The organism is Methylobacterium gnaphalii (assembly GCF_007992215.1).
GTDB lineage: Bacteria > Pseudomonadota > Alphaproteobacteria > Rhizobiales > Beijerinckiaceae > Methylobacterium > Methylobacterium gnaphalii.
Window position 1 is genome coordinate 295,236 of record NZ_BJZV01000004.1, and the last position, 18,697, is coordinate 313,932.

General features: G+C 67.9%; 16 protein-coding genes. 9 read left to right on the forward strand and 7 right to left on the reverse strand.

Translation table 11 applies throughout. From position 1 onward, the window contains the following. Window positions 1-22: 22 nt before the first annotated feature. Both adh and MGN01_RS05700 read left to right on the forward strand, forming a co-directional pair. Entirely contained in the window at window positions 23-1,546 is a 1,524-nt protein-coding gene (gene adh, locus MGN01_RS05695) for an aldehyde dehydrogenase (protein ID WP_147045613.1), read from the forward strand. 162 nt (window positions 1,547-1,708) lie between these two features. Beyond that, window positions 1,709-2,149, forward strand: coding sequence for a DUF779 domain-containing protein (locus tag MGN01_RS05700; protein ID WP_147045614.1), 441 nt, complete (start codon window positions 1,709-1,711; stop codon window positions 2,147-2,149). A gap of 3 nt (window positions 2,150-2,152) precedes the next feature. On the opposite strand, the gene MGN01_RS05705 is transcribed toward MGN01_RS05700, so the two are convergent. The 3 genes from MGN01_RS05705 to MGN01_RS05715 all read right to left on the reverse strand — a co-directional run bounded on the left by MGN01_RS05705 (window position 2,153) and on the right by MGN01_RS05715 (window position 6,957). Further along, window positions 2,153-5,509 (reverse strand): hypothetical protein, encoded by a 3,357-nt coding sequence (locus MGN01_RS05705; RefSeq protein ID WP_147045615.1) that lies wholly within the window; start codon window positions 5,507-5,509, stop codon window positions 2,153-2,155. 105 nt (window positions 5,510-5,614) lie between these two features. Continuing rightward, a complete protein-coding gene (locus MGN01_RS05710; protein ID WP_174804556.1) occupies window positions 5,615-6,115 on the reverse strand; it encodes a hypothetical protein in 501 nt (166 codons plus the stop codon). Between the two features lie 107 nt (window positions 6,116-6,222). Then, window positions 6,223-6,957: an invasion associated locus B family protein gene (locus tag MGN01_RS05715; protein WP_147045616.1), complete on the reverse strand. Its 735-nt coding sequence runs from the start codon at window positions 6,955-6,957 to the stop codon at window positions 6,223-6,225. Window positions 6,958-7,180: 223 nt separating this feature from the next. On the opposite strand from MGN01_RS05715, the gene MGN01_RS05720 reads away from it, so the two are divergent. Next, entirely contained in the window at window positions 7,181-7,678 is a 498-nt protein-coding gene (locus tag MGN01_RS05720) for a glutathione peroxidase (RefSeq protein ID WP_147045617.1), read from the forward strand. A gap of 67 nt (window positions 7,679-7,745) precedes the next feature. Beyond that, window positions 7,746-7,988 carry a hypothetical protein gene (locus MGN01_RS05725; RefSeq protein ID WP_147045618.1) on the forward strand — a complete coding sequence of 81 codons (243 nt, stop codon included), beginning with the start codon at window positions 7,746-7,748 and terminating at the stop codon, window positions 7,986-7,988. Between the two features lie 37 nt (window positions 7,989-8,025). Here the strand turns inward: MGN01_RS05725 and MGN01_RS05730 are convergent, their stop codons facing one another. From MGN01_RS05730 to clpS, 3 genes are all read right to left on the reverse strand, one after another. Next, entirely contained in the window at window positions 8,026-8,319 is a 294-nt protein-coding gene (locus MGN01_RS05730; RefSeq protein WP_147045619.1) for a hypothetical protein, read from the reverse strand. A gap of 122 nt (window positions 8,320-8,441) precedes the next feature. Then, window positions 8,442-10,943, reverse strand: a complete 2,502-nt coding sequence (gene clpA, locus MGN01_RS05735) for an ATP-dependent Clp protease ATP-binding subunit ClpA (RefSeq protein WP_147045620.1) — start codon at window positions 10,941-10,943, stop codon at window positions 8,442-8,444. Between the two features lie 25 nt (window positions 10,944-10,968). Beyond that, window positions 10,969-11,352: an ATP-dependent Clp protease adapter ClpS gene (clpS, locus tag MGN01_RS05740; protein WP_147045621.1), complete on the reverse strand. Its 384-nt coding sequence runs from the start codon at window positions 11,350-11,352 to the stop codon at window positions 10,969-10,971. A gap of 428 nt (window positions 11,353-11,780) precedes the next feature. Here clpS and MGN01_RS05745 point away from each other — a divergent pair, with 428 nt between their 5' ends. Beyond that, window positions 11,781-13,262 (forward strand): D-alanyl-D-alanine carboxypeptidase, encoded by a 1,482-nt coding sequence (locus MGN01_RS05745; protein WP_147045622.1) that lies wholly within the window; start codon window positions 11,781-11,783, stop codon window positions 13,260-13,262. 90 nt (window positions 13,263-13,352) lie between these two features. Here the strand turns inward: MGN01_RS05745 and MGN01_RS05750 are convergent, their stop codons facing one another. Beyond that, window positions 13,353-14,042 carry a DnaJ domain-containing protein gene (locus MGN01_RS05750; protein WP_147045623.1) on the reverse strand — a complete coding sequence of 230 codons (690 nt, stop codon included), beginning with the start codon at window positions 14,040-14,042 and terminating at the stop codon, window positions 13,353-13,355. 433 nt (window positions 14,043-14,475) lie between these two features. Between MGN01_RS05750 and MGN01_RS05755 the strand changes: the two genes are divergently transcribed. The 4 genes from MGN01_RS05755 to MGN01_RS05770 form a co-directional block, all read left to right on the forward strand. Beyond that, a complete protein-coding gene (locus MGN01_RS05755; protein ID WP_147045624.1) occupies window positions 14,476-14,691 on the forward strand; it encodes a hypothetical protein in 216 nt (71 codons plus the stop codon). 476 nt (window positions 14,692-15,167) lie between these two features. Further along, complete coding sequence (locus MGN01_RS05760) at window positions 15,168-16,001, forward strand: DUF3108 domain-containing protein (protein WP_147045625.1); 834 nt, start codon at window positions 15,168-15,170, stop codon at window positions 15,999-16,001. A gap of 77 nt (window positions 16,002-16,078) precedes the next feature. Then, window positions 16,079-18,244 carry a methylmalonyl-CoA mutase gene (gene scpA / locus MGN01_RS05765; protein WP_147045626.1) on the forward strand — a complete coding sequence of 722 codons (2,166 nt, stop codon included), beginning with the start codon at window positions 16,079-16,081 and terminating at the stop codon, window positions 18,242-18,244. A 167-nt stretch (window positions 18,245-18,411) separates the two neighbouring features. Beyond that, window positions 18,412-18,697, forward strand: a 286-nt coding sequence (locus tag MGN01_RS05770; protein WP_244612298.1) for a sugar phosphate nucleotidyltransferase, incomplete at its 3' end; no start/stop codon positions are given.

Consider the following 18,697-nt stretch of genomic DNA (forward strand, 5'->3'; position numbering starts at 1 on the left):
AGAGCCAAAAGGAGGAACCACCATGAACAAGCCGGAATTCCTGGCCGACGCCAAGACCAAGTCGCCCTTCTCGGCCCGCTACGACAATTTCATCGGCGGCCAGTGGGTTGCTCCGGTCGCCGGCCGTTACTTCGAGAATACCTCGCCCATCACCGGCAAGGTCATCTGCGAGGTTGCCCGCTCCGACGCGCAGGACATCGACAAGGCGCTGGACGCTGCGCATGCCGCCAAGGATGCCTGGGCTCGTACGTCGCCGGCCGAGCGCGCCCGCATCCTGAACAGGATCGCCGACCGGATGGAGGAGAACCTCGATCTGATCGCGCTGGCCGAGACCTGGGACAACGGCAAGCCGATCCGCGAGACGGTCAACGCCGACATCCCGCTCGCCATCGACCATTTCCGTTACTTCGCCGGCTGCGTCCGCGCGCAGGAAGGCGCGATCTCCGAGATCGACCACGACACGGTGGCCTACCACTTCCATGAGCCGCTCGGCGTCGTCGGTCAGATCATCCCGTGGAACTTCCCGATCCTGATGGCCGTGTGGAAGGTGGCCCCGGCGCTGGCCGCCGGCAACTGCATCGTGCTGAAGCCCGCCGAGCAGACCCCGGCCTCGATCCTGGTCGTGCTGGAGCTGATCGCCGACATCCTGCCGCCGGGCACGCTGAACGTCGTCAACGGCTTCGGCCTCGAGGCCGGCAAGCCGCTGGCCTCCTCGCCGCGCATCGCCAAGATCGCCTTCACCGGTGAGACGACCACGGGTCGCCTCATCATGCAGTACGCCTCGCAGAACCTGATCCCGGTCACCCTGGAGCTGGGCGGCAAGTCGCCGAACATCTTCTTCTCGGACGTGGCCAACGAGGACGACGACTTCTTCGATAAGGCTCTCGAGGGCTTCACGATGTTCGCCCTCAACCAGGGCGAGGTCTGCACCTGCCCGAGCCGCGCGCTCGTGCATGAGAAGATCTACGACCGCTTCATCGAGCGCGCCATCAAGCGCGTCGAGGCGATCACCCAGGGCTCGCCGCTCGACCCGGCGACTATGATCGGCGCCCAGGCCTCCTCGGAGCAGCTCGAGAAGATCCTCAGCTACGTCGATATCGGCAAGCAGGAGGGCGCGCAGTGCCTCACGGGTGGTGCCCGCGGCAACCGCGAGGGTGATCTGGCGGAAGGCTTCTACATGCAGCCGACCGTGTTCAAGGGTCACAACAAGATGCGGATCTTCCAGGAGGAGATCTTCGGCCCGGTTCTCTCCGTCACCACCTTCAAGGACGACGAAGAGGCGCTCTCGATCGCCAACGACACCCTCTACGGCCTCGGTGCCGGCGTCTGGACCCGCGACGGGACCCGCGCCTACCGCTTCGGCCGCGCGATCCAGGCCGGCCGCGTCTGGACGAACTGCTACCACGCCTACCCGGCCCACGCGGCCTTCGGCGGCTACAAGCAGTCCGGCATCGGCCGTGAGACGCACAAGATGATGCTCGACCATTACCAGCAGACCAAGAACATGCTGGTCTCCTACTCCCCGAAGAAGCTCGGCTTCTTCTGAGGAGGCGTTCCCTCCCGCATCTCCGACCCCGGCCGAAAGGCCGGGGTTTTTTGTTTGATGCTTCTCTGAGCCCTCTCGAGGGAGGAGAGAGAGGTGGGCGCAGCATGGATTTCCACGCCCGCTACCTCACATAACCACCGAACAGCTTTGGGAGACGACGCCATGACCGAGCAGGCCGCCATCCAAGCCGACGCCGTCGAGCCGGTGACCGCCGAGCAGGCCGACAATGCCGGCACCCCGCTGCGCGTCACCGCGACGCCCGCCGCGCTGGAGCTGATCGAGGAGCTCAAGGCCGAATACGGACCGGTGATGTTCCACCAGTCCGGCGGCTGCTGCGATGGATCCTCGCCGATGTGCTATCCGGTCGGGGACTTCATCACGAGCGACGCCGACGTGCATCTCGGCCAGGTCGCCGGCGCGGACTTCTTCATCTCGCGTTCGCAATTCGCCGTCTGGCAGCACACCCACATCATCCTCGACGTGGTGCCCGGCCGCGGCGGCATGTTCTCCCTGGAGAATGGCCGCGAGAAGCGCTTCCACATCCGCTCGCGCCTGTTCACCCCGGCCGAGAACGAGGCGCTGGCCGGCACCTGCCGGATCTAGTCGTCAGCCCTTCGGCGTCGGCGTCCCGCTCGCCTCGGCGCGCGAGGCGGTGCCGTCGGACCCGCGTTCGGGCACGGCGGCTTCCGGATAGCGCTTGCGGTATTCCGCGAGGAACGCGCCGAGCGTCTCCGCCGAGGTGGCGCGGCGGGCCGCATCGCGGAAAGCCGGCGTCCGGGGTGCGTCGCTGCGGGTGAGCAGCGCGAAGGTCCGCGCATCGGGACCGTCGGCCATCGGGCCGGCGAATTTCGCCTTCAGGCGCTCCAGGCCGAGGCTCTCGCCGGCCAGCCCGTAGGCGATCCCGGCACGGATGACGTCGGATCGGCCAGCCTCGTCGAGCGGCTTGCGGCCGCGCCAGATGTCGCCGAGGAGCGCCTCGTGCGCCTCGCCGGCCTCGCGCCAGCGACGAGCCGTCCAGAGGATGTCGGCGCGCAGGCGCTCGGCATCCGGGCCGCTCTCGCCCTCGATCGTCTCCAGGGCGAGGTCGGTTCGCGACAGGTCCGACAGAGCGCGGGCACGCAGCAGCGCGCGCGCCCGGCGCAGGTCCTCGGAAAGCGACGGAAGATGCGTCTCCTCCAGGACCTTGTAGGCTTCGAGCGGCTTGCCCTCCATCAGACGGATCGTAGCGAGCCGCGCGGCGACGCTGGCGCGGGCCGGGCCGGTCAGCCGGTGCGCGACCTGATGATCCAGCAGCTCGTCGGCGGAATCGAGCAGGTCGAGGGCGACCAGGCGGTCGGCCAGGCGCCGGACGATCTCGTCGGCGCGCCGCCCGATCGGTGCGAATTCCTTGAAATCGAAATAGAGCGCCAGCGCCTCGACGCCGCCGAGCGAAGCCGCGCGCTCGCCGAGGAACAGATCCTCGAACAGCACCTGCGCGGCATCCTGCATCGCGCGCGTGGCCGGTGCCTCCGGCGCCAGGATATTGGCGCGCCGCGCGGTCACGAAGACCTGCCGCCAGCGCCCGGCTTCCGTATAGAGCCGGCCGAGCATGCCGAGCGTCTCGGCCTCTGTCGCGCCGCCGTGCCAGGTCAGCGTCAGGGTCTCCAGTCGGTCGATCGCCTCTTCGGTGTCGATCTTGTGCAGCCCCTGCGCCAGCATCGTCGCGCGCAAGGACGCCGCCGCGGCGACCGGGCGCTGCGCCTTGGCCTCGAGGTTTTCGTAGCTCTCCAGCGCCGCCGCGACACCGCCCTTGGCCTCGTCGATGCGGGCGCGCAGGAGCGTAGCCCGGTCGCGGGTCAGCGCGTCGGCCCCGAGCGTGGCCGCCCGGATCGTGCGCAGGGCGCCGTCCCAGTCGCCGAGTTCGGCCGAAGCCTCAGAGGCGTCCGCATAGAACGGCGCCGAAATGTCCTCAGGATAGCGCTCCAGCACTGCCATGCCTGCATTCAGGCTGGCATCGGCCGCGGCCCAGCGGCCCTGCCTGGCCGCGATCCAGCCGCGCCAGAGCCGCGCCTCGGGATTGCGGGCGAAGCGCCCGGCGGAGAGGATCTTCTCGGCCTCGTCGAGACGACCGATGCGGGCGGTGACGATGCCGCGCATCAGCGTGGTCTGCGCCTCCGCATCGAGGACCGGATCTTCGGCCGCGGCGACGGTGAGCACGCCGAGCGCCTCGATGTCGAGGCCATTGGCCATCAGCGCCTTGGCGAGCGCGAGGCGGGCCGCGCTGCGCTCGGCGTTCGAGGCCTCGGCCGCGGCAGCATACTTTTGGCGCAGCATCGCGCCGATATCGCCGCGCCGCGCCGGCTCCCAGGTTTCGCGCTCGACGACCAAGTCTCCGGCCTCGGCAACGGGCGGCTCGGGGGTACGGGTGATGCCGGACACGACCACGCCGTTCTCGCGCTCGATCGAGATCCCGTCGATGTCGGGCCTGACCGCGAGATCGTCGGCATTGGCGAGCACGGCGAGGCCGACCCGGCTCGGCAGCAGCTCGAAATCGACGAAGCGCTGCGGTTTCGGCACGCCCGCCCGCCGGGCCGGGCCAGCCGTCACCACGGCGACGCGCTCTCCGTCGAGGTCAAGCCAGGTAACGGAACCGGGATCGGGCAGGGCGACACCGACGGCGACGCGGCCCTTGCCGCCCGATGCGCGTTTGACGACCAGGCTCTCGCTCGGCGCGACGACGTCGCCGGCTGCGAGTTCCCAGCCATGCGGCTCGCTGATGGGCAGGAGGTCGACGAGGCTGCCCGACGGCATGTTGAAACGCAGCAGGGTGAGGTTGCCCACACGCTGCGGTGGGCCCAGCGGCACGAGGCCGGTCGTGCCGGGCGGCGGGATCGCGATGGGCTCGGCGGTCTCGAAGACGAGAGTGGCGATGCCGGCTCGTTCGAACAGGGCGGCCGGGACGGATTTGGCAAAGGGGAAGACCAAGCCGGAGCCGGCCCGGCGTGGGGGCGGCTCGGTTGCGCGCGTCTCCGGCTTGACGGCCGGCGCCTTGGCTGCCTCTGCGGCCGGAGCAGCCGCGACGGTTTCGGTCTTCGCCGCGGCAGGTTTGGCGGTGTCGGCGGCCGCGGCCTTCTGGCCCTCGCTGCCGGCCTCGGCCTTCGCCGCCGCGGGCGGCGTCCACAGGAAGTCGATGACGGCTTCCTCGGCGTCGCGGCCGGTCTCGACCCGGACGCCGGTGGCGGGGATCGCCGTTAGCCGGGCCCCGGCCCCGTCGTTCTCGACGTGTATGCTGCCGATCTCCGGTTTGAGCCGCCCACGCGCCGCCTGATCGTCGATGCGCCAGGCGCCGGCGAGCGTCAGGCGCTGGCCGTCCTCGGCCTCCTCGAAGACCGGCTGGGTGTCGCGGGGCAGCCGGAGGCTGATGCGCGTACGGCCGGGTGCATTCGAGATCTCGGCCGCGACGGGCCTCGGCGGCGGCGGAGGCTTGCTCGCCTTCAGCGCAGCTTCGGCCTCGCGGGCACGGCGGGCGAGTTCGGCGATGGTCTCGGGCGGCAGGGGCGGCGGCAGCCCGGCCCAGCTCTCCGGCAGCAGGTCGACGAAAACCTGCTCGCCGGCCTCCTGGACGTTCACGCGGTAGCCGCGCTGCAGGGCGAGCCGGAGCGCGGAGCCGTCCGGATCGCGCCGTACGATGCTGACGAAATCCGGCATGCCGGCCGCGATCCGCTCGGAGAAGGCGCCGACGGTCTGGCCGAAGTTCAGCGTCAGGATGGTGCCGGCGACGCGTGCCTTGACTGCGACCGGTACATCGAAGGCGAGGACGATACGGCCGTAGCCGCCAGGCTGGCTGCCCTTGGCCGAGACCAGGCGAGCGGCCTGTGCCGTGACGCCCGGCAGAGCCGCCGCCAGCAGGGACGACAGCGCGACGAGCCGCAGCAGGGCACGGGCCCCGCGCGGCCGCCTCTCGCCATCGGCTCGCAACTGCATCGCGCCCGCCCGAACTCCCGGCAGACCCGCGACAGGGCCAGCCGTACGCCACATTCGGGCGGTAGTGTCGCCGAACGGGGTGAATGCGCGCTTAAAGCCTCGCGGTCACTGGGCCTTGGTTTCGGGAGGCTTGGCATCCGGCGCCTTGCCGTCGGGCGCCTTCTCATCCGGCGCCTTGTGAGCGAGGAGGCCTGGGACCGTCGTTCCGCTCTCGCCGAAATGCTCGAAGGCACGCTTGCAGCTCTCGGCAGTGTTCTTCTTGTAGGCCTCGCTATAGCCCAGCGACTCGGCCATCAGCGGACCCTGCTCGAGATCCTTGATGTCGACGCCCATCGCTGCGATGACCTGTTTGAAGCGGACGTAATCGGGCTTCGCCTCCGGGCACTCCACATCCACGAAGCGGATCATGCCTGCAAGTTTCGCGGCGCCCTTGCGCTGGCGCTCCACGCGCGGGTCGCCCTGCGGCCCGGGGGAGGGGGGCGGGGCAACTTGGGCCGGGGTGGCGGGGGCAGAGCCAGGCGCGGCGGTCTCGGCCGCGAGCGGGCCGATCCCGGCTATGCCGAAGGCTGCCGCGAGGCACGCGGCGGACAAGGCCTGCTTCATCATCTTCCTCCCGAACGGTTTTTGCGCGTCTGTGCTCGCGCGCTGCCCTTCCGTTGCGGGAGGAGGCTGCCAGGGTCAACCCAGCCCGGGTTGCCTGTCCAGCCCGAGGATCAGCCGCCGAAAGCGGCGGCCCGGGCGAAGGCGGCGGCGAATCCCATGAGGGGGATGCTGATCACCGTCGGCTCCTTCGCGTCGGGCTTCATCGCCGACACGCTCATGGTCTGAGCGGTCTTCATCGTGTCGGTGGCGAGCGTCGGCAGGCTGATCGGCACGAGGCAGCCATCGCTGACGCAGTAGGAGTAGGGCGCGCCCTTGCCGAGCGTGCGGTCGTCGAGCTTGAAGCTGACGCCGGGCTCGATCTGCATGCCAAACGGCATCAGGATCAGGCCCTCGGCGCGGCCGTCCTTCGGGGCGCGAAGCTCGACGCTGAACTGCCTGCGGCCGGTACGGCGGTCGCCCTGGGACTGGATGACAACGCAATCCGTCTGCGTGCCCTCGCGATTGCAGTTCATGGTCCAGTCGCCATAGGCCTCGCTGACGGAGCGGGCGCCGTTCGGCCACTGCGCCTTCGTATCGGACGCGGCAGGCTCCAGCAGCGTGCCGTCGGAGGCCGGCTTGGCTGCCGGCTCCGCCGTCTTCTGCTCGGCCGGCTTGGGCTCGGCGGCCCTCGGCTTGGGCGGGGTCGGCTTCTTCGGACGCGGCTTCGGCTTGGCGGCATCCTCGGCCGACGGAGCCTCCGGAGCGGCAGCCGGAGCCTCGGTTTCCTGCGCCCGAACCGATGGAGCGAGTGTGCCGGCTGCGATCAGCAGCGCCGCCGTGAGCAGGGAAGAGCGGATCGGTGTCATGCAACAGCCTTCAGGACAGCGTTTGCGCCGCCTAACGTTGCCGGCCGCGCGGCGCAATCGTGTCAGGGTTAAAAGATTGGTGACGATGCAGGAATGCCGCGCTGATCTTGGATCTATTCAAATCTGAACTTGCCTAACCATCCCGGATTGGCCGACATGATCGCGCGAGCCTTTTCCGCGAACTCGCTGTATCGGGAGCGCAGACTCAGACGAGGCAGACGGCATGAGCGGCATCCACGATTTTTCACCGAGCGACGCGGCCGGTTTGCCGCATCCACTCGCGCAATACCGCGGTCGCGTGCTGCTCATCGTCAATACGGCCTCAAAATGCGGGTTCACGCCGCAATACGAGGGGCTCGAAGCGCTCTGGCGTCGTCATCGCGAGGCAGGCCTCGTGGTGCTTGGCCTGCCCTGCAACCAGTTCGGCGCGCAGGAACCGGGAAATGCCGAGGAGATCGCGCAATTCTGCTCGCTCACCTACGACGTGACCTTCCCGGTTCTCGCCAAGGTCGAGGTGAACGGACCGGCAGCCGACCCGCTCTTCGCCCAGCTCAAGCGTGAGCGTCCCGGCCTACTCGGGTCGCAGTCCATCAAATGGAATTTCACAAAATTCCTGGTCGGGCGCGACGGCCGGGTCATCGCCCGGTTTGCGCCGACGACCAAGCCGGCCGATCTCGAGCGGGCGGTGACGGAGGCGCTGGCCGAGCCGGTGCCGGTCTGACCCTGCCTGGAACTGTTCAGCTGTCGGCGCCGTTTTTCGGGTTCATCCAACAGTCTTGGAGAACCTCATGCGCGCCCTCTTTCTCGCCGCTGCCACGATCGCCGCCCTGGGCGGCGCCGCCTCCGCCCAGACCACCATCATCGAGCGTGACGAACCGGCGGTCGTCGTGCGCGATCGGCCGGCCGCGGTGATCGAACGCCGCGTGGTCGACCGCGATCTGCCACCGGCAGGTGGATGCGAGTCGAAGACCGTCACGCGCACGGACGACGACGGTGAGACCACTACCGTGCGCAAGGAGCGTTGCGACTGACGACGCCCCGGCCGATCGGTTCAGGGAGCGCGGAAAGCTACGGCAAGCCTCGCTTGTCGAGCTGCTTCTTGGCCATCATCAGCTGATCCCAGACCGTGCTCGGCGTGGTACCGAAGAAGTCGAACACGGCGTTCACGCCCCACCAGAGGCTGAGAACGATCACGGGGACGAGGAACCAGGCGAGGATCTCCTCGCCGCGTCGCCGGGCCTTGCGGCGCTTGCGGCGAGCCTCGCGTCCGGTGAGCTTGGTTTTGGCCGTGACCCTCGGCTTGGGCGCCGGAGGCTGGCTGGTGACAGGCGCGAGGGCGTCCTCATGCGTGTCGCTCGTCATGGTGCCCCCGTCTTTCGCCGATCCGCGAGAGCGCCCCCGCCCTCGCTCGTCTCATGTCGGTGCGCCCATATCCGCGACCGGCCCGAGGAAGGCAACCCGCCTTCCCCGGAGCTGGGCTGCGGTCATGCCTTGACGAGAGGCACCTTGGGCACCGTGCTGCGAACGCTGCCGGAGCCGCCCGATCCATTGTCCTTGCCGCCGTTGCCCTTCCGCTTGGGCGCGGAGCGCGGCTTCGAGCGCTTATGGCGCTTGACCGCGTTGGTCACGTCCTTCTCCGGACGCGGCGTCACGGGGCCGGCCGGGAACTCGAAGGTGAGCGCAGCCTTTGCCGCACCGCCCTCCTTGGCGCCCTTGTCCTCCGCCTCGGGCTTGCTCAGCACGACGCGCACGAGACCGCCATTCTTCAGCTTGCCGAACAGCACCTCGTCGGCCAGCGGCGTCTTGATGGTCGACTGGATCAGACGGGCCATGGGCCTCGCGCCCATCGCGTCGTCGTAGCCGTTCTCGACAAGCCATTCACGGGCCTCGTCCGAGAGCTCGATGGTGACGTTGCGGTCGGCGAGCTGCGCCTCGAGCTGAAGCACGAACTTGTCGACGACCTTGGCGACCACGTCCTTGGGCAGGTGACCGAAGGAGATGATCGCGTCGAGGCGGTTGCGGAATTCCGGCGCGAAGAGCCGGTTGATCGCCTCGACGTCGTCGCCCGTGCGCTTCGACTGCGTGAAGCCGTAGGCCGCCTTGGCGAGGTCCGAGGCGCCCGCATTCGTGGTCATGATGATGATCACGTTGCGGAAATCGACCTGCTTGCCGTTGTGATCGGTGAGCTTGCCGTGGTCCATCACCTGCAACAGGATGTTGAACAGGTCCGGATGGGCCTTCTCGATCTCGTCGAGCAGCAGCACGCAATGCGGGTGCTGGTCGATGCCGTCGGTGAGCAGGCCGCCCTGGTCGAATCCGACATAGCCGGGAGGCGCGCCGATCAGGCGGCTGACCGTGTGACGCTCCATGTACTCGGACATGTCGAAGCGCAGCATCTCGACGCCGAGCGACGCGGCGAGCTGCTTGGCAGCCTCGGTCTTGCCCACGCCGGTCGGGCCGGCGAACAGGTAGGAACCGATCGGCTTGTCGGGATCGCGCAGGCCCGCACGGGCGAGCTTGATCGCCGAGGTCAGGGCCTCGATGGCGCTGGGCTGGCCGTAGACGACGCGCTTCAGGTTCTCGGTGAGGTTCTGGAGCACGACAGTGTCGTCCTTCGACACGGTCTTGGGCGGGATGCGGGCCATCGTGGCGACGGTCGCCTCGATCTCCTTCACGCCGATGGTGCGCTTGCGGCGCGCCTCCGGCACCAGCATCTGCGAGGCGCCGGTCTCGTCGATCACGTCGATCGCCTTGTCCGGCAGCTTGCGGTCGTTGATGTAGCGAGCCGACAGCTCCACCGCCGCCTTCACGGCATCGGTGGTGTATTTCAGCTTGTGGAACTCCTCGAAATACGGCTTCAGACCTTTGAGGATCTCGATCGTATCGGGGATCGACGGCTCGTTGACGTCGATCTTCTGGAAGCGACGCACGAGGGCGCGATCCTTCTCGAAGTACTGGCGGTACTCCTTGTAGGTCGTCGAGCCGATGCAGCGCAGCGTGCCCGAGGCCAGCGCCGGCTTGAGCAGGTTCGAGGCATCCATGGCGCCGCCCGATGTGGCGCCGGCACCGATCACGGTGTGGATCTCGTCGATGAACAGTACCGCGTTCGGATGCTGCTCGATCTCCTTCATCACCTGCTTGAGGCGCTCCTCGAAATCGCCGCGGTAGCGCGTGCCGGCGAGCAGGGTGCCCATGTCGAGGGAGAAGACGGTGGCGTCGGCCAGAACCTCCGGCACCTCCTTCTGGATGATCTTGCGGGCGAGGCCCTCGGCGATGGCGGTCTTGCCGACGCCGGGATCGCCGACCAGCAGCGGATTGTTCTTCTGGCGGCGGCAGAGCACCTGGATCGTGCGCTGGACCTCGCTCTCGCGGCCGATCAGCGGATCGATCTTGCCGTCCTTCGCCTTCTTGTTGAGGTTGACGCAGTAGGCCTCGAGGGCGTCGCCCTTCTTCTTGGAGCCGCGGCCGCCTTCCTCGTCGCCGCCGGGCCGCTCCGAGGAGCCGTCGTCGTCCGATCCGCGCACGGGCTTGGTCTCCGAGGCGCCTGGCCGCTTGGCGATACCGTGGCTGATGTAGTTGACCGCGTCGTAACGGGTCATGTCCTGCTCTTGCAGGAAGTAGGCCGCGTGGCTCTCGCGCTCGGCGAAGATCGCCACGAGCACGTTGGCGCCGGTCACCTCCTCGCGCCCCGAGGACTGCACGTGGATGACCGCGCGCTGGATCACGCGCTGGAAGCCGGCCGTGGGCTTGGCGTCCTGGCGTCCGTCGCCGGTGAGGTTCGAGAGTTCGGTATCGACGTATTCGACGAGGTTGCGTTTCAGCACGTCGACCTCGACGCTGCAGGCCCGCATCACGGCGGCGGCGTCCTGATCGTCGACGAGTGCGAGCAGGAGATGTTCCAGCGTCGCGTATTCATGGTGCCGCTCTCCCGCCAGGGCGAGGGCACGGTGGAGGGCTTGTTCCAGGCTGCGGGAGAAGCTGGGCAATGCTCGAGCCTTTTTCGCGGGGGCCTTATTTCTTCTCCATAACGCACTGGAGAGGGTGTTGGTGCTTGCGGGCGAAGTCCATCACCTGCGTCACCTTCGTCTCGGCGACCTCGTAGGTGAAGATACCGCACTCGCCGACGCCGTTCTGATGCACGTGCATCATGATCTGATATGCGTCGTCGTGGCTCTTATTGAAGAAGCGCTCGACGACGTGCACGACGAATTCCATCGGCGTGTAGTCGTCGTTCAGGAGCAGCACCCGATAGAGGCTCGGGCGCTTCGTCGTCGGCTTGGTGCGGGTGATGATCGCGGTGTTCGAGCGGTCGCCGTCGCCCGAGCCAGGCTGACCGGCGGCCGTGATCGGCGTGGCGCCATCCGTGCGCCGGCTCTCGTATCCCGCGGTCGTCATGACCCGCTTCGGCGTCTGAAACATCGGAATCGTATCGAGTCCGTCCGGCGGCATGCTTCGTTCGTATGACGTTGTTCGTGGGGAGTGTGACGGACCTGAGGCAGCACGTCCGCTCAGGGCGTCGCAGAGACGCAACAACAACAGGCAATCTATAGCCGGTCCTCCGACTCCGCCAGTCGGATGCGCTCACTTGTCCGGGTCATGCGCACGATCTTCGTGATGAGGGGCATGCACCTTTCGCACAGCACTCTGTCGCACCACGCAGTTTCGTCACCGCGTGCCGTCGAATTAACGGCCGCGTAACCGCGTCCGCATACCGTTGCAGACGAGTGATGGGGCGGAAAGCCGGGTCGAGCCGGAGCTGTCCGCAGTAATGGCGCGGCACCGGCCGGCCAATCGGTTCGAGAGTTCGGAACGGATCAACGGTAATGCGTAGCGTATCAGGCCGTACCCTTCGTTCGACCGTTCGTCCCGCAGCCCTGGCCGCCATCGCGATCCTCGCCGCGATGGCCACGCCGGCCGAGGCGCGCCGCCACGGACATCTTCGCGCCCACCATCGCGCGGCCTCCAGCGGCTACAACCCGCCCTACGCGGCCATGGTCGTCGACGTGAAGACGGGCAAGACGCTGCATGCGGTCAACGAGGACGCGCTGCGCCACCCGGCCTCCATCACGAAGGTGATGACCCTCTACATGCTGTTCGAGCAGCTCGAGCGTGGCCGCTACCGCCTGGACTCGCCGCTGACGATCTCCTCCTACGCCGCCTCACAGGCCCCGTCGAAGCTCGGCCTGCGTCCCGGCTCGACCATCGAGGTCGAGGACGCGATCAAGGCGATCGTGACGAAGTCCGCCAACGACGTGGCCTGCGCCATCGGTGAGAACATCGCCGGCTCGGAATCCAAGTTCGCCGAGATGATGACGCAGAAGGCGCGTGCCCTCGGCATGACCCGTACGCACTACGCCAATGCCTCCGGCCTGCCGGATGCCGACCAGATCACCACGGCGCGCGACCTCACGGTGCTTGCCCGGGCGATCCAGGATCGCTTCCCGGCCTACTACAAGTATTTCCAGACCCGCTCCTTCGCCTTCCGCGGCCGGGTGATCGGCAACCACAATCACCTGCTCGGCAACGTCCAGGGCGTGGACGGCATCAAGACCGGCTACACGCGCGATTCCGGCTTCAACCTGATGACCGCGGCGAAATCCGACAATCGCCAGATCGTCGCCATCGTGCTCGGCGGCAAGTCGGGCGCCAGCCGCGACCGGATCATGGCCGACCTCGTGCGCTCCAACCTGCCACGCGCCTTTGCCGGCAGCCGTCAGGTTCCGGGCGTGACGGAGGTGGCCGAGCGCGGCCGCCCGGCCGTCATCGCCGATGCCGCCTCGCGGACCCGTACCCGCTACGCTTCGGCCGACGACGAGGTCGAGACGACGAACTCCACCGAGGCCGCGCCGACCACGACACCCGGCATGGGCCGCAAGCCGCCCCAGGCCATTCCCGGTGCCGCCCAGGCCTATGCCGGCCCGGCCTCCCAGTCGCCCTTCCCGGCGACCGGCAAGTCGAGCGCGCGGCTCCCGGCCTACGATTACGACGCCGTCGCGGCCCGCGCCGAGGCTCCGGCCAAGGCGGAGAAGGCCGAGATCACCGCGCGCGGCGTGACGCCGACGGCCTGGGTGATCCAGCTCGGTGCCATGGATGACGAGGAGAAGGCGAAGTCGATGCTCGCCGAGGCCCGCGGCCGCGCCGGCAGCGCGCTCGGCAAGGCCGCTCCCTACACCGTGCGCGTCAGCCACGGCGGGACCACGCTCTATCGCGCCCGTTTCTCGGGCTTCGCCGAGCAGGGCGCCGCGCAGGATGCCTGCTCGGCCCTCAAGAAGAACGGCTTCAACTGCTTCGCCACGCGGAGCTGACACCGACCGGGAGCCCATGAACGACCCGTCGGCCCGTGTTCGGGCCGGCGGCCATCTCATCCATCACCTTCTGACAACGCGCGTGGAGTCTCAGCGATGTCGGTTCGTCAATCTGTCTCGAGCCGCGTTGACGCGGGCGGCAAACTCGGCGGTACCTCCCTGGTCGGGATGCAGCCGCTTCATCAGCGCCCGGTGCGCCGCCCTGACCTTGTCCAGGGACGCCCCGCGCTCAAGCCCCAGGATCTGATAGGCCTCCTCCTGCGTCATCGTCCCTGGGTCAAGCGGACGGCCCGTCCGCGGGTCAAGATCGCGCTCAGCGTCTACACGCCAGCCGGGATGCCGGCGGTCCAGATATGCCTCTAGCAGCCTCGCGCCGTCGGGATCGGCCCCGCGGCAGAGGGCGAGAAGCGCGAGGAGATCGCCGCGCGGGACGGCGGACAGGCGCTCTCCGGTGCGAGGTCCCGCCAGGACCAGGCCGTCACCGGAGCCTGGATCGAGTTCGACCGTCGCGCTGCGCCGCGCTGTGCGCCTCGGCTTCAAAGCTGAGAGGAGGCGGGCCAGCCGGCGGGCAAGGCCTTCCCCGGTCCACACGATCCAGAGACCGGCTCCCGCCAGTAGAACAGCCGGCAGCAGGGAGCCGCGGAACGCCAGCAGGGCCGCGAGCGCGAAGGCCGCGTATCCCGCGAGCCGTTTCGGGACCAGCCCGGCAGGCAGGCGGCCGCCGCTGCGGCCGAGCCACCAGAGGCCAAAGAGTGCGAGGAGACCGAGAGCGAGCAACATGCTGCCGTGATCGGATCGTTCGGCGCTCAGGTAAAGGCTCGAGACAGGTGCGCGCGATCACGGACGCTCCCTGGTCGAGGCTGGATGATGCACGATCCCCACACTCCTCCACAAGTTGACGAGGTGCGTCATCGCACTGCAGCGACGGTAGCCGCCAAGCTAACGAATTGCTTACACTTCGAAAGCACAGTCATCGCATCGCCGATGACGAGCATTTGAGGTGTACCCCAGTCATAGAGGCGCCGAAGCCTTTGTGTCCGGAATGTGAAACTGCGTCGAGACCGTGACGATCAGGCGAGAATTGCCTGAAATGATCGCAAAGACGCCAACAGATGCTCCCATTCGCGCACGAAGACGCATCAACTCGGCTTGTCGACGCGGCACAATCGCCGGCGAGCCTGACAAGAACAGGGTTCAAGAGGACAATCGAGACATGGAAACCGAGGCTCTCGAACGACCGGCTGACCTGACGATTTGGCGCACGTTGCCGGCCTCGTCGCCGCTGGCGCAGCCCGAGCGCTACGACACGCTGCGCGAGGCGCTCGCCGCCGCCGCCGGCGCCCTGAGCGATCCGGCCAAGCAGCCCTGGATCATCACGGAGGAGGGCGAGATTCTCTCCCCGAACTGGATCCGCACCTACCTGAACTGAGCGGCGCGTCTCGCCGATCGGCATCGCCGGGTTTCCGGCCAGAAGCGGTCCGGCCCGTCCTCGGGGCCGGACCGTTTTCGTTTGCAGCCCCTGCCGGCACGGGCTCAAGCCTTTCCAACTGCAGGCAAGGCCTTCGGCTCGGCAGATTTGGCTGTCGCGGTCACGGTCCTGGGCTGGCTGACCAGCACGTCCACGCGGGAGGCGCAGGCGACGTCGAAGCGGGGGTAGGGGGAGCCCGCCGGGAGGTGGTCATCCGCTGGCGTCTTCCCACCGCCGGCTGCTGCCTCGCATTGCCGACGACAGGGCCAACATTGCTCTCGCCCCGCCTGTGAGGAGGGGAGATGCGCGTCATCGGATCTGATCTATGGGTAGCCGCTTACCTTCCCCAACAAGCGCAGCCCAAGGACATGATCCCGCCGCGAAGCCGGATGAAGGCGGCGTCCGGGGGATTTCGCGTTCTTACGTCGAGGTCGGTCATGGCGAGGCGGCTGAGCAGTTTGGCGGGGGCGCTCCTCCTCGCATCGACGCCGCCCGCCGAGGCGGCGCCGCGGTCCTTCAGCGTCGACTATGGCCTGTCCTTCCTCGGCCTAACGGTCGGCAAATCGAAGCTGACGGCCGAGCGCAATGCCGAACACTACTCTCTCGATCTCGACGGGGGCCTCGCCGGGATGGCCGGCTGGTTCTTTCAAGGCGGCGGCAAGGCCGCATCGAGCGGCCGGATGTCCAAAACGGGAACCGTGCCTTCGTCGTTCAAGATCGACGCGCATTACTCGGATTATCCGGTGAAGGTCGCGGTCGCCTTCGACAACGGCACCGTGAAAAGTGCTTCGGTCGATCCGATGCCGACGCCACGGCCCGATCGGCTTCCGGTCGCGGCCGGCGACAAGGTCGGCGTCAGCGATCCGGTCGGCATGCTGGCGATCCCACTGCCGTCGGGACCGCTCGAACCGTCGACCTGCGACCGGCGCATCCCGGTCTTCGACGGACTGACGCGGGTGGACATCGTGCTCTCCCGCGGCAGCGTGAGCACGGTCACCAAGGGCCCCTATCACGGGCCCGTACTCGATTGTCGGGTGCGCTGGGTGCCGGTCTCAGGCCACCGGCCGAAGGGATCGTCGGTGAAGCGGATGCAGGAGAACGACGACATGCGCATCCGGCTGGCTCCCGCGCCGGAGGTGGGGCTGCTGCTGCCGCTCTCGATCAGCGTCGGCCTGACCTGGGGCACGGCCAAGATCGATGCGACGCGCTGGGGCGAGGCCGCACCTGCGCCGAGGCCGGCCAAGGGAGCGAAGGCGTCGGCACAACCGTAGGGCTCCACCATAAGGTGTGCTTGGCCGACGGCACAAAGCTTCTATAAAACCGACGAAGGCCGTGCCAGAGTTCGTCGATGTCCCGCATTCCCGATTTTACGACCCTGTCCTACGCGGCCGAGCCGGTGCCGGCCTCGCCGCCGCCTGTCTCCGACCCGTGGATGACCCCCGAGGGCATCCCAGTGAAGGGTTTCTACGGTCCCGAGGACCGTGACGAGCTGGAGGGCGTCGACTCCTATCCAGGCCTCGCGCCGTATCTGCGCGGTCCCTACCCGGCCATGTACGTCACGCAGCCCTGGACCATCCGTCAGTATGCCGGCTTCTCGACGGCCGAGGATTCGAACGCCTTCTACCGGCGCAACCTCGCGGCCGGACAGAAGGGCCTCTCGGTGGCGTTCGATCTCGCCACCCACCGCGGCTACGATTCCGACCACCCACGTGTGTCGGGCGACGTCGGCATGGCGGGCGTGGCGATCGACTCGATCTACGACATGCGCACGCTCTTCTCGGGCATTCCGCTCGACGAGATGACCGTGTCGATGACGATGAACGGCGCGGTGCTGCCGATCCTTGCCCTCTACATCGTCGCGGCCGAGGAGCAGGGCGTGCCGCCCGAAAAGCTCGCCGGCACCATCCAGAACGACATCCTCAAGGAGTTCATGGTCCGCAATACCTACATCTATCCCCCCAAGGGATCGATGCGGATCATTTCCGACATCTTCGGCTACACCTCCAAGAACATGCCGAAGTTCAATTCGATCTCGATCTCCGGCTACCACATGCAGGAAGCGGGAGCGACGAACGACCTCGAACTCGCCTACACGCTTGCCGACGGTGTCGAGTACATCAAGGCGGGCCTCGCCGCCGGCCTGACCATCGACCAGTTCGCGCCGCGCCTGTCGTTCTTCTGGGCGATCGGCACCAACTTCTTCATGGAGATCGCCAAGATGCGGGCCGCGCGCCTGATCTGGGCGAAGCTCGTCAAGCAGTTCGACCCGAAGACCGACAAGTCGCTGCCGCTGCGCACGCACTCGCAGACGAGCGGCTGGTCGCTCACCGCGCAGGATGTGTTCAACAACGTCACCCGCACCGCGATCGAGGCGATGGCGGCGACGCAGGGCGGCACGCAGTCGCTCCACACCAACGCGCTCGACGAGGCGCTGGCGCTGCCGACCGACTTCTCGGCCCGCATTGCCCGCAACACGCAGCTCTTCCTGCAGCAGGAGAGCGGCACCACCCGGATCATCGACCCCTGGGGCGGCTCCTACTACGTCGAGCGGCTCACGGCCGACATCGCCAAGCGGGCCTGGGAGCACATCAAGGAGGTAGAGGAACTCGGCGGCATGGCCAAGGCCATTGAGGCCGGCGTGCCCAAGCTGCGCATCGAAGAGGCCGCGGCCCGCGCACAGGCGCGCATCGATTCCGGGCGCCAGACCATCGTCGGCATCAACAAGTACAAGCCCGACGACGAGCTGGCGATCGAGCTCTTGCGCGTCGACAACGGTAATGTTCGCCGGCTCCAGATCGACAAGCTCAAGCGCCTGCGCTCTGAGCGCAATCAGGCCGATGTCGACACGGCCCTGGCCGCGCTGACCAACGCCGTGAGTACCAACGAGAACCTGCTTGAGCTCGCGGTGAACGCGGCGCGGGCCAAGGCCACGGTCGGCGAGATTTCCGAGGCGCTGGAGAAGGCCTGGGGCCGTCATCGCGCTGAGATCCGATCGATCTCGGGCGTCTACAAGCGAGAGGTGGGCGGCATGTCGCCGGCAGTGGAACAGGTGCGGGTTCTGGTCGAGGAGTTCGAGGAAAATGATGGGCGTCGCCCGCGCATCCTCGTCGCCAAGATGGGCCAGGACGGGCACGATCGCGGCCAGAAGGTGATCGCCTCGGCTTTCGCCGATCTCGGCTTCGACGTCGATATCGGGCCGCTCTTCGCGACGCCGGACGAGGCCGCGCGCCAGGCGGTGGAGAACGACGTCCACATCATCGGCGTGTCCTCGCTCGCCGCGGGCCACCTCACCCTCGTGCCGGAACTGAAGGCCGCGCTCACCGAGCAGGGACGCGAGGACGTGATGATCGTCATCGGGGGCGTGATCCCGCCGGCCGATTACGACGCGCTCTACGCCGCTGGCGCCTCGGCGATCTTCCCGCCGGGCACGGTGATCGCCGAGGCGGCCGTCAAGCTGCTGAGCGAGCTGAACCAGAGACTGGGCTACGCGACGAAGCAGCAAGCCGCGGAGTAGCTGTCGCAAGACGCGCCTGCGCGATTTTTGCTGGGTCGGGCGTGAGTTTGCCCGATCCGTCTCGGGGCGGGGCAGTCTCCCGCAGGCACCGCTCGGTTACGTCCCAGTCCGGGACATCGAGGGCGCCTCGCGGATCCTAATCTGTCTCCTGGGGCGGAGAAGATCCGATGTCCAAAGCTAGCGTCGAGCGCGTCCTTCCGGTGATCCTCTGCGGGGGATCCGGAACCCGGTTGTGGCCGGCCTCTCGCGAGAGCATGCCGAAGCAGTTCTCTCGGCTTGTCGACGCGACGGCATCGACGTTCCAGGCGACCGCGCAGCGGGTGACGGACGCCTCGGTCTTCGCGAAGCCGATCGTGATCGCCTCGTCCGACGCCCGTTTCATCGTCGCCGAGCAGCTGGCGCAGAGCGGTGTCGCGGCCGAGATCGTCCTGGAGCCGAGCCGGCAGGATTCCG

Bases quoted from the DNA above. Each gene is read 5' to 3' on its own strand.
- adh (WP_147045613.1), top strand. From the start codon at position 23: ATGAACAAGCCGGAATTCCTGGCCGACGCCAAGACCAAGTCGCCCTTC.
- MGN01_RS05700 (WP_147045614.1), top strand. From the start codon at position 1,709: ATGACCGAGCAGGCCGCCATCCAAGCCGACGCCGTCGAGCCGGTGACC.
- MGN01_RS05705 (WP_147045615.1), bottom strand. From the start codon at position 5,509: ATGCAGTTGCGAGCCGATGGCGAGAGGCGGCCGCGCGGGGCCCGTGCC.
- MGN01_RS05710 (WP_174804556.1), bottom strand. From the start codon at position 6,115: ATGATGAAGCAGGCCTTGTCCGCCGCGTGCCTCGCGGCAGCCTTCGGC.
- MGN01_RS05715 (WP_147045616.1), bottom strand. From the start codon at position 6,957: ATGACACCGATCCGCTCTTCCCTGCTCACGGCGGCGCTGCTGATCGCA.
- MGN01_RS05720 (WP_147045617.1), top strand. From the start codon at position 7,181: ATGAGCGGCATCCACGATTTTTCACCGAGCGACGCGGCCGGTTTGCCG.
- MGN01_RS05725 (WP_147045618.1), top strand. From the start codon at position 7,746: ATGCGCGCCCTCTTTCTCGCCGCTGCCACGATCGCCGCCCTGGGCGGC.
- MGN01_RS05730 (WP_147045619.1), bottom strand. From the start codon at position 8,319: ATGACGAGCGACACGCATGAGGACGCCCTCGCGCCTGTCACCAGCCAG.
- clpS (WP_147045621.1), bottom strand. From the start codon at position 11,352: ATGACGACCGCGGGATACGAGAGCCGGCGCACGGATGGCGCCACGCCG.
- MGN01_RS05745 (WP_147045622.1), top strand. From the start codon at position 11,781: ATGCGTAGCGTATCAGGCCGTACCCTTCGTTCGACCGTTCGTCCCGCA.
- MGN01_RS05750 (WP_147045623.1), bottom strand. From the start codon at position 14,042: ATGTTGCTCGCTCTCGGTCTCCTCGCACTCTTTGGCCTCTGGTGGCTC.
- MGN01_RS05755 (WP_147045624.1), top strand. From the start codon at position 14,476: ATGGAAACCGAGGCTCTCGAACGACCGGCTGACCTGACGATTTGGCGC.
- MGN01_RS05760 (WP_147045625.1), top strand. From the start codon at position 15,168: ATGGCGAGGCGGCTGAGCAGTTTGGCGGGGGCGCTCCTCCTCGCATCG.
- scpA (WP_147045626.1), top strand. From the start codon at position 16,079: ATGTCCCGCATTCCCGATTTTACGACCCTGTCCTACGCGGCCGAGCCG.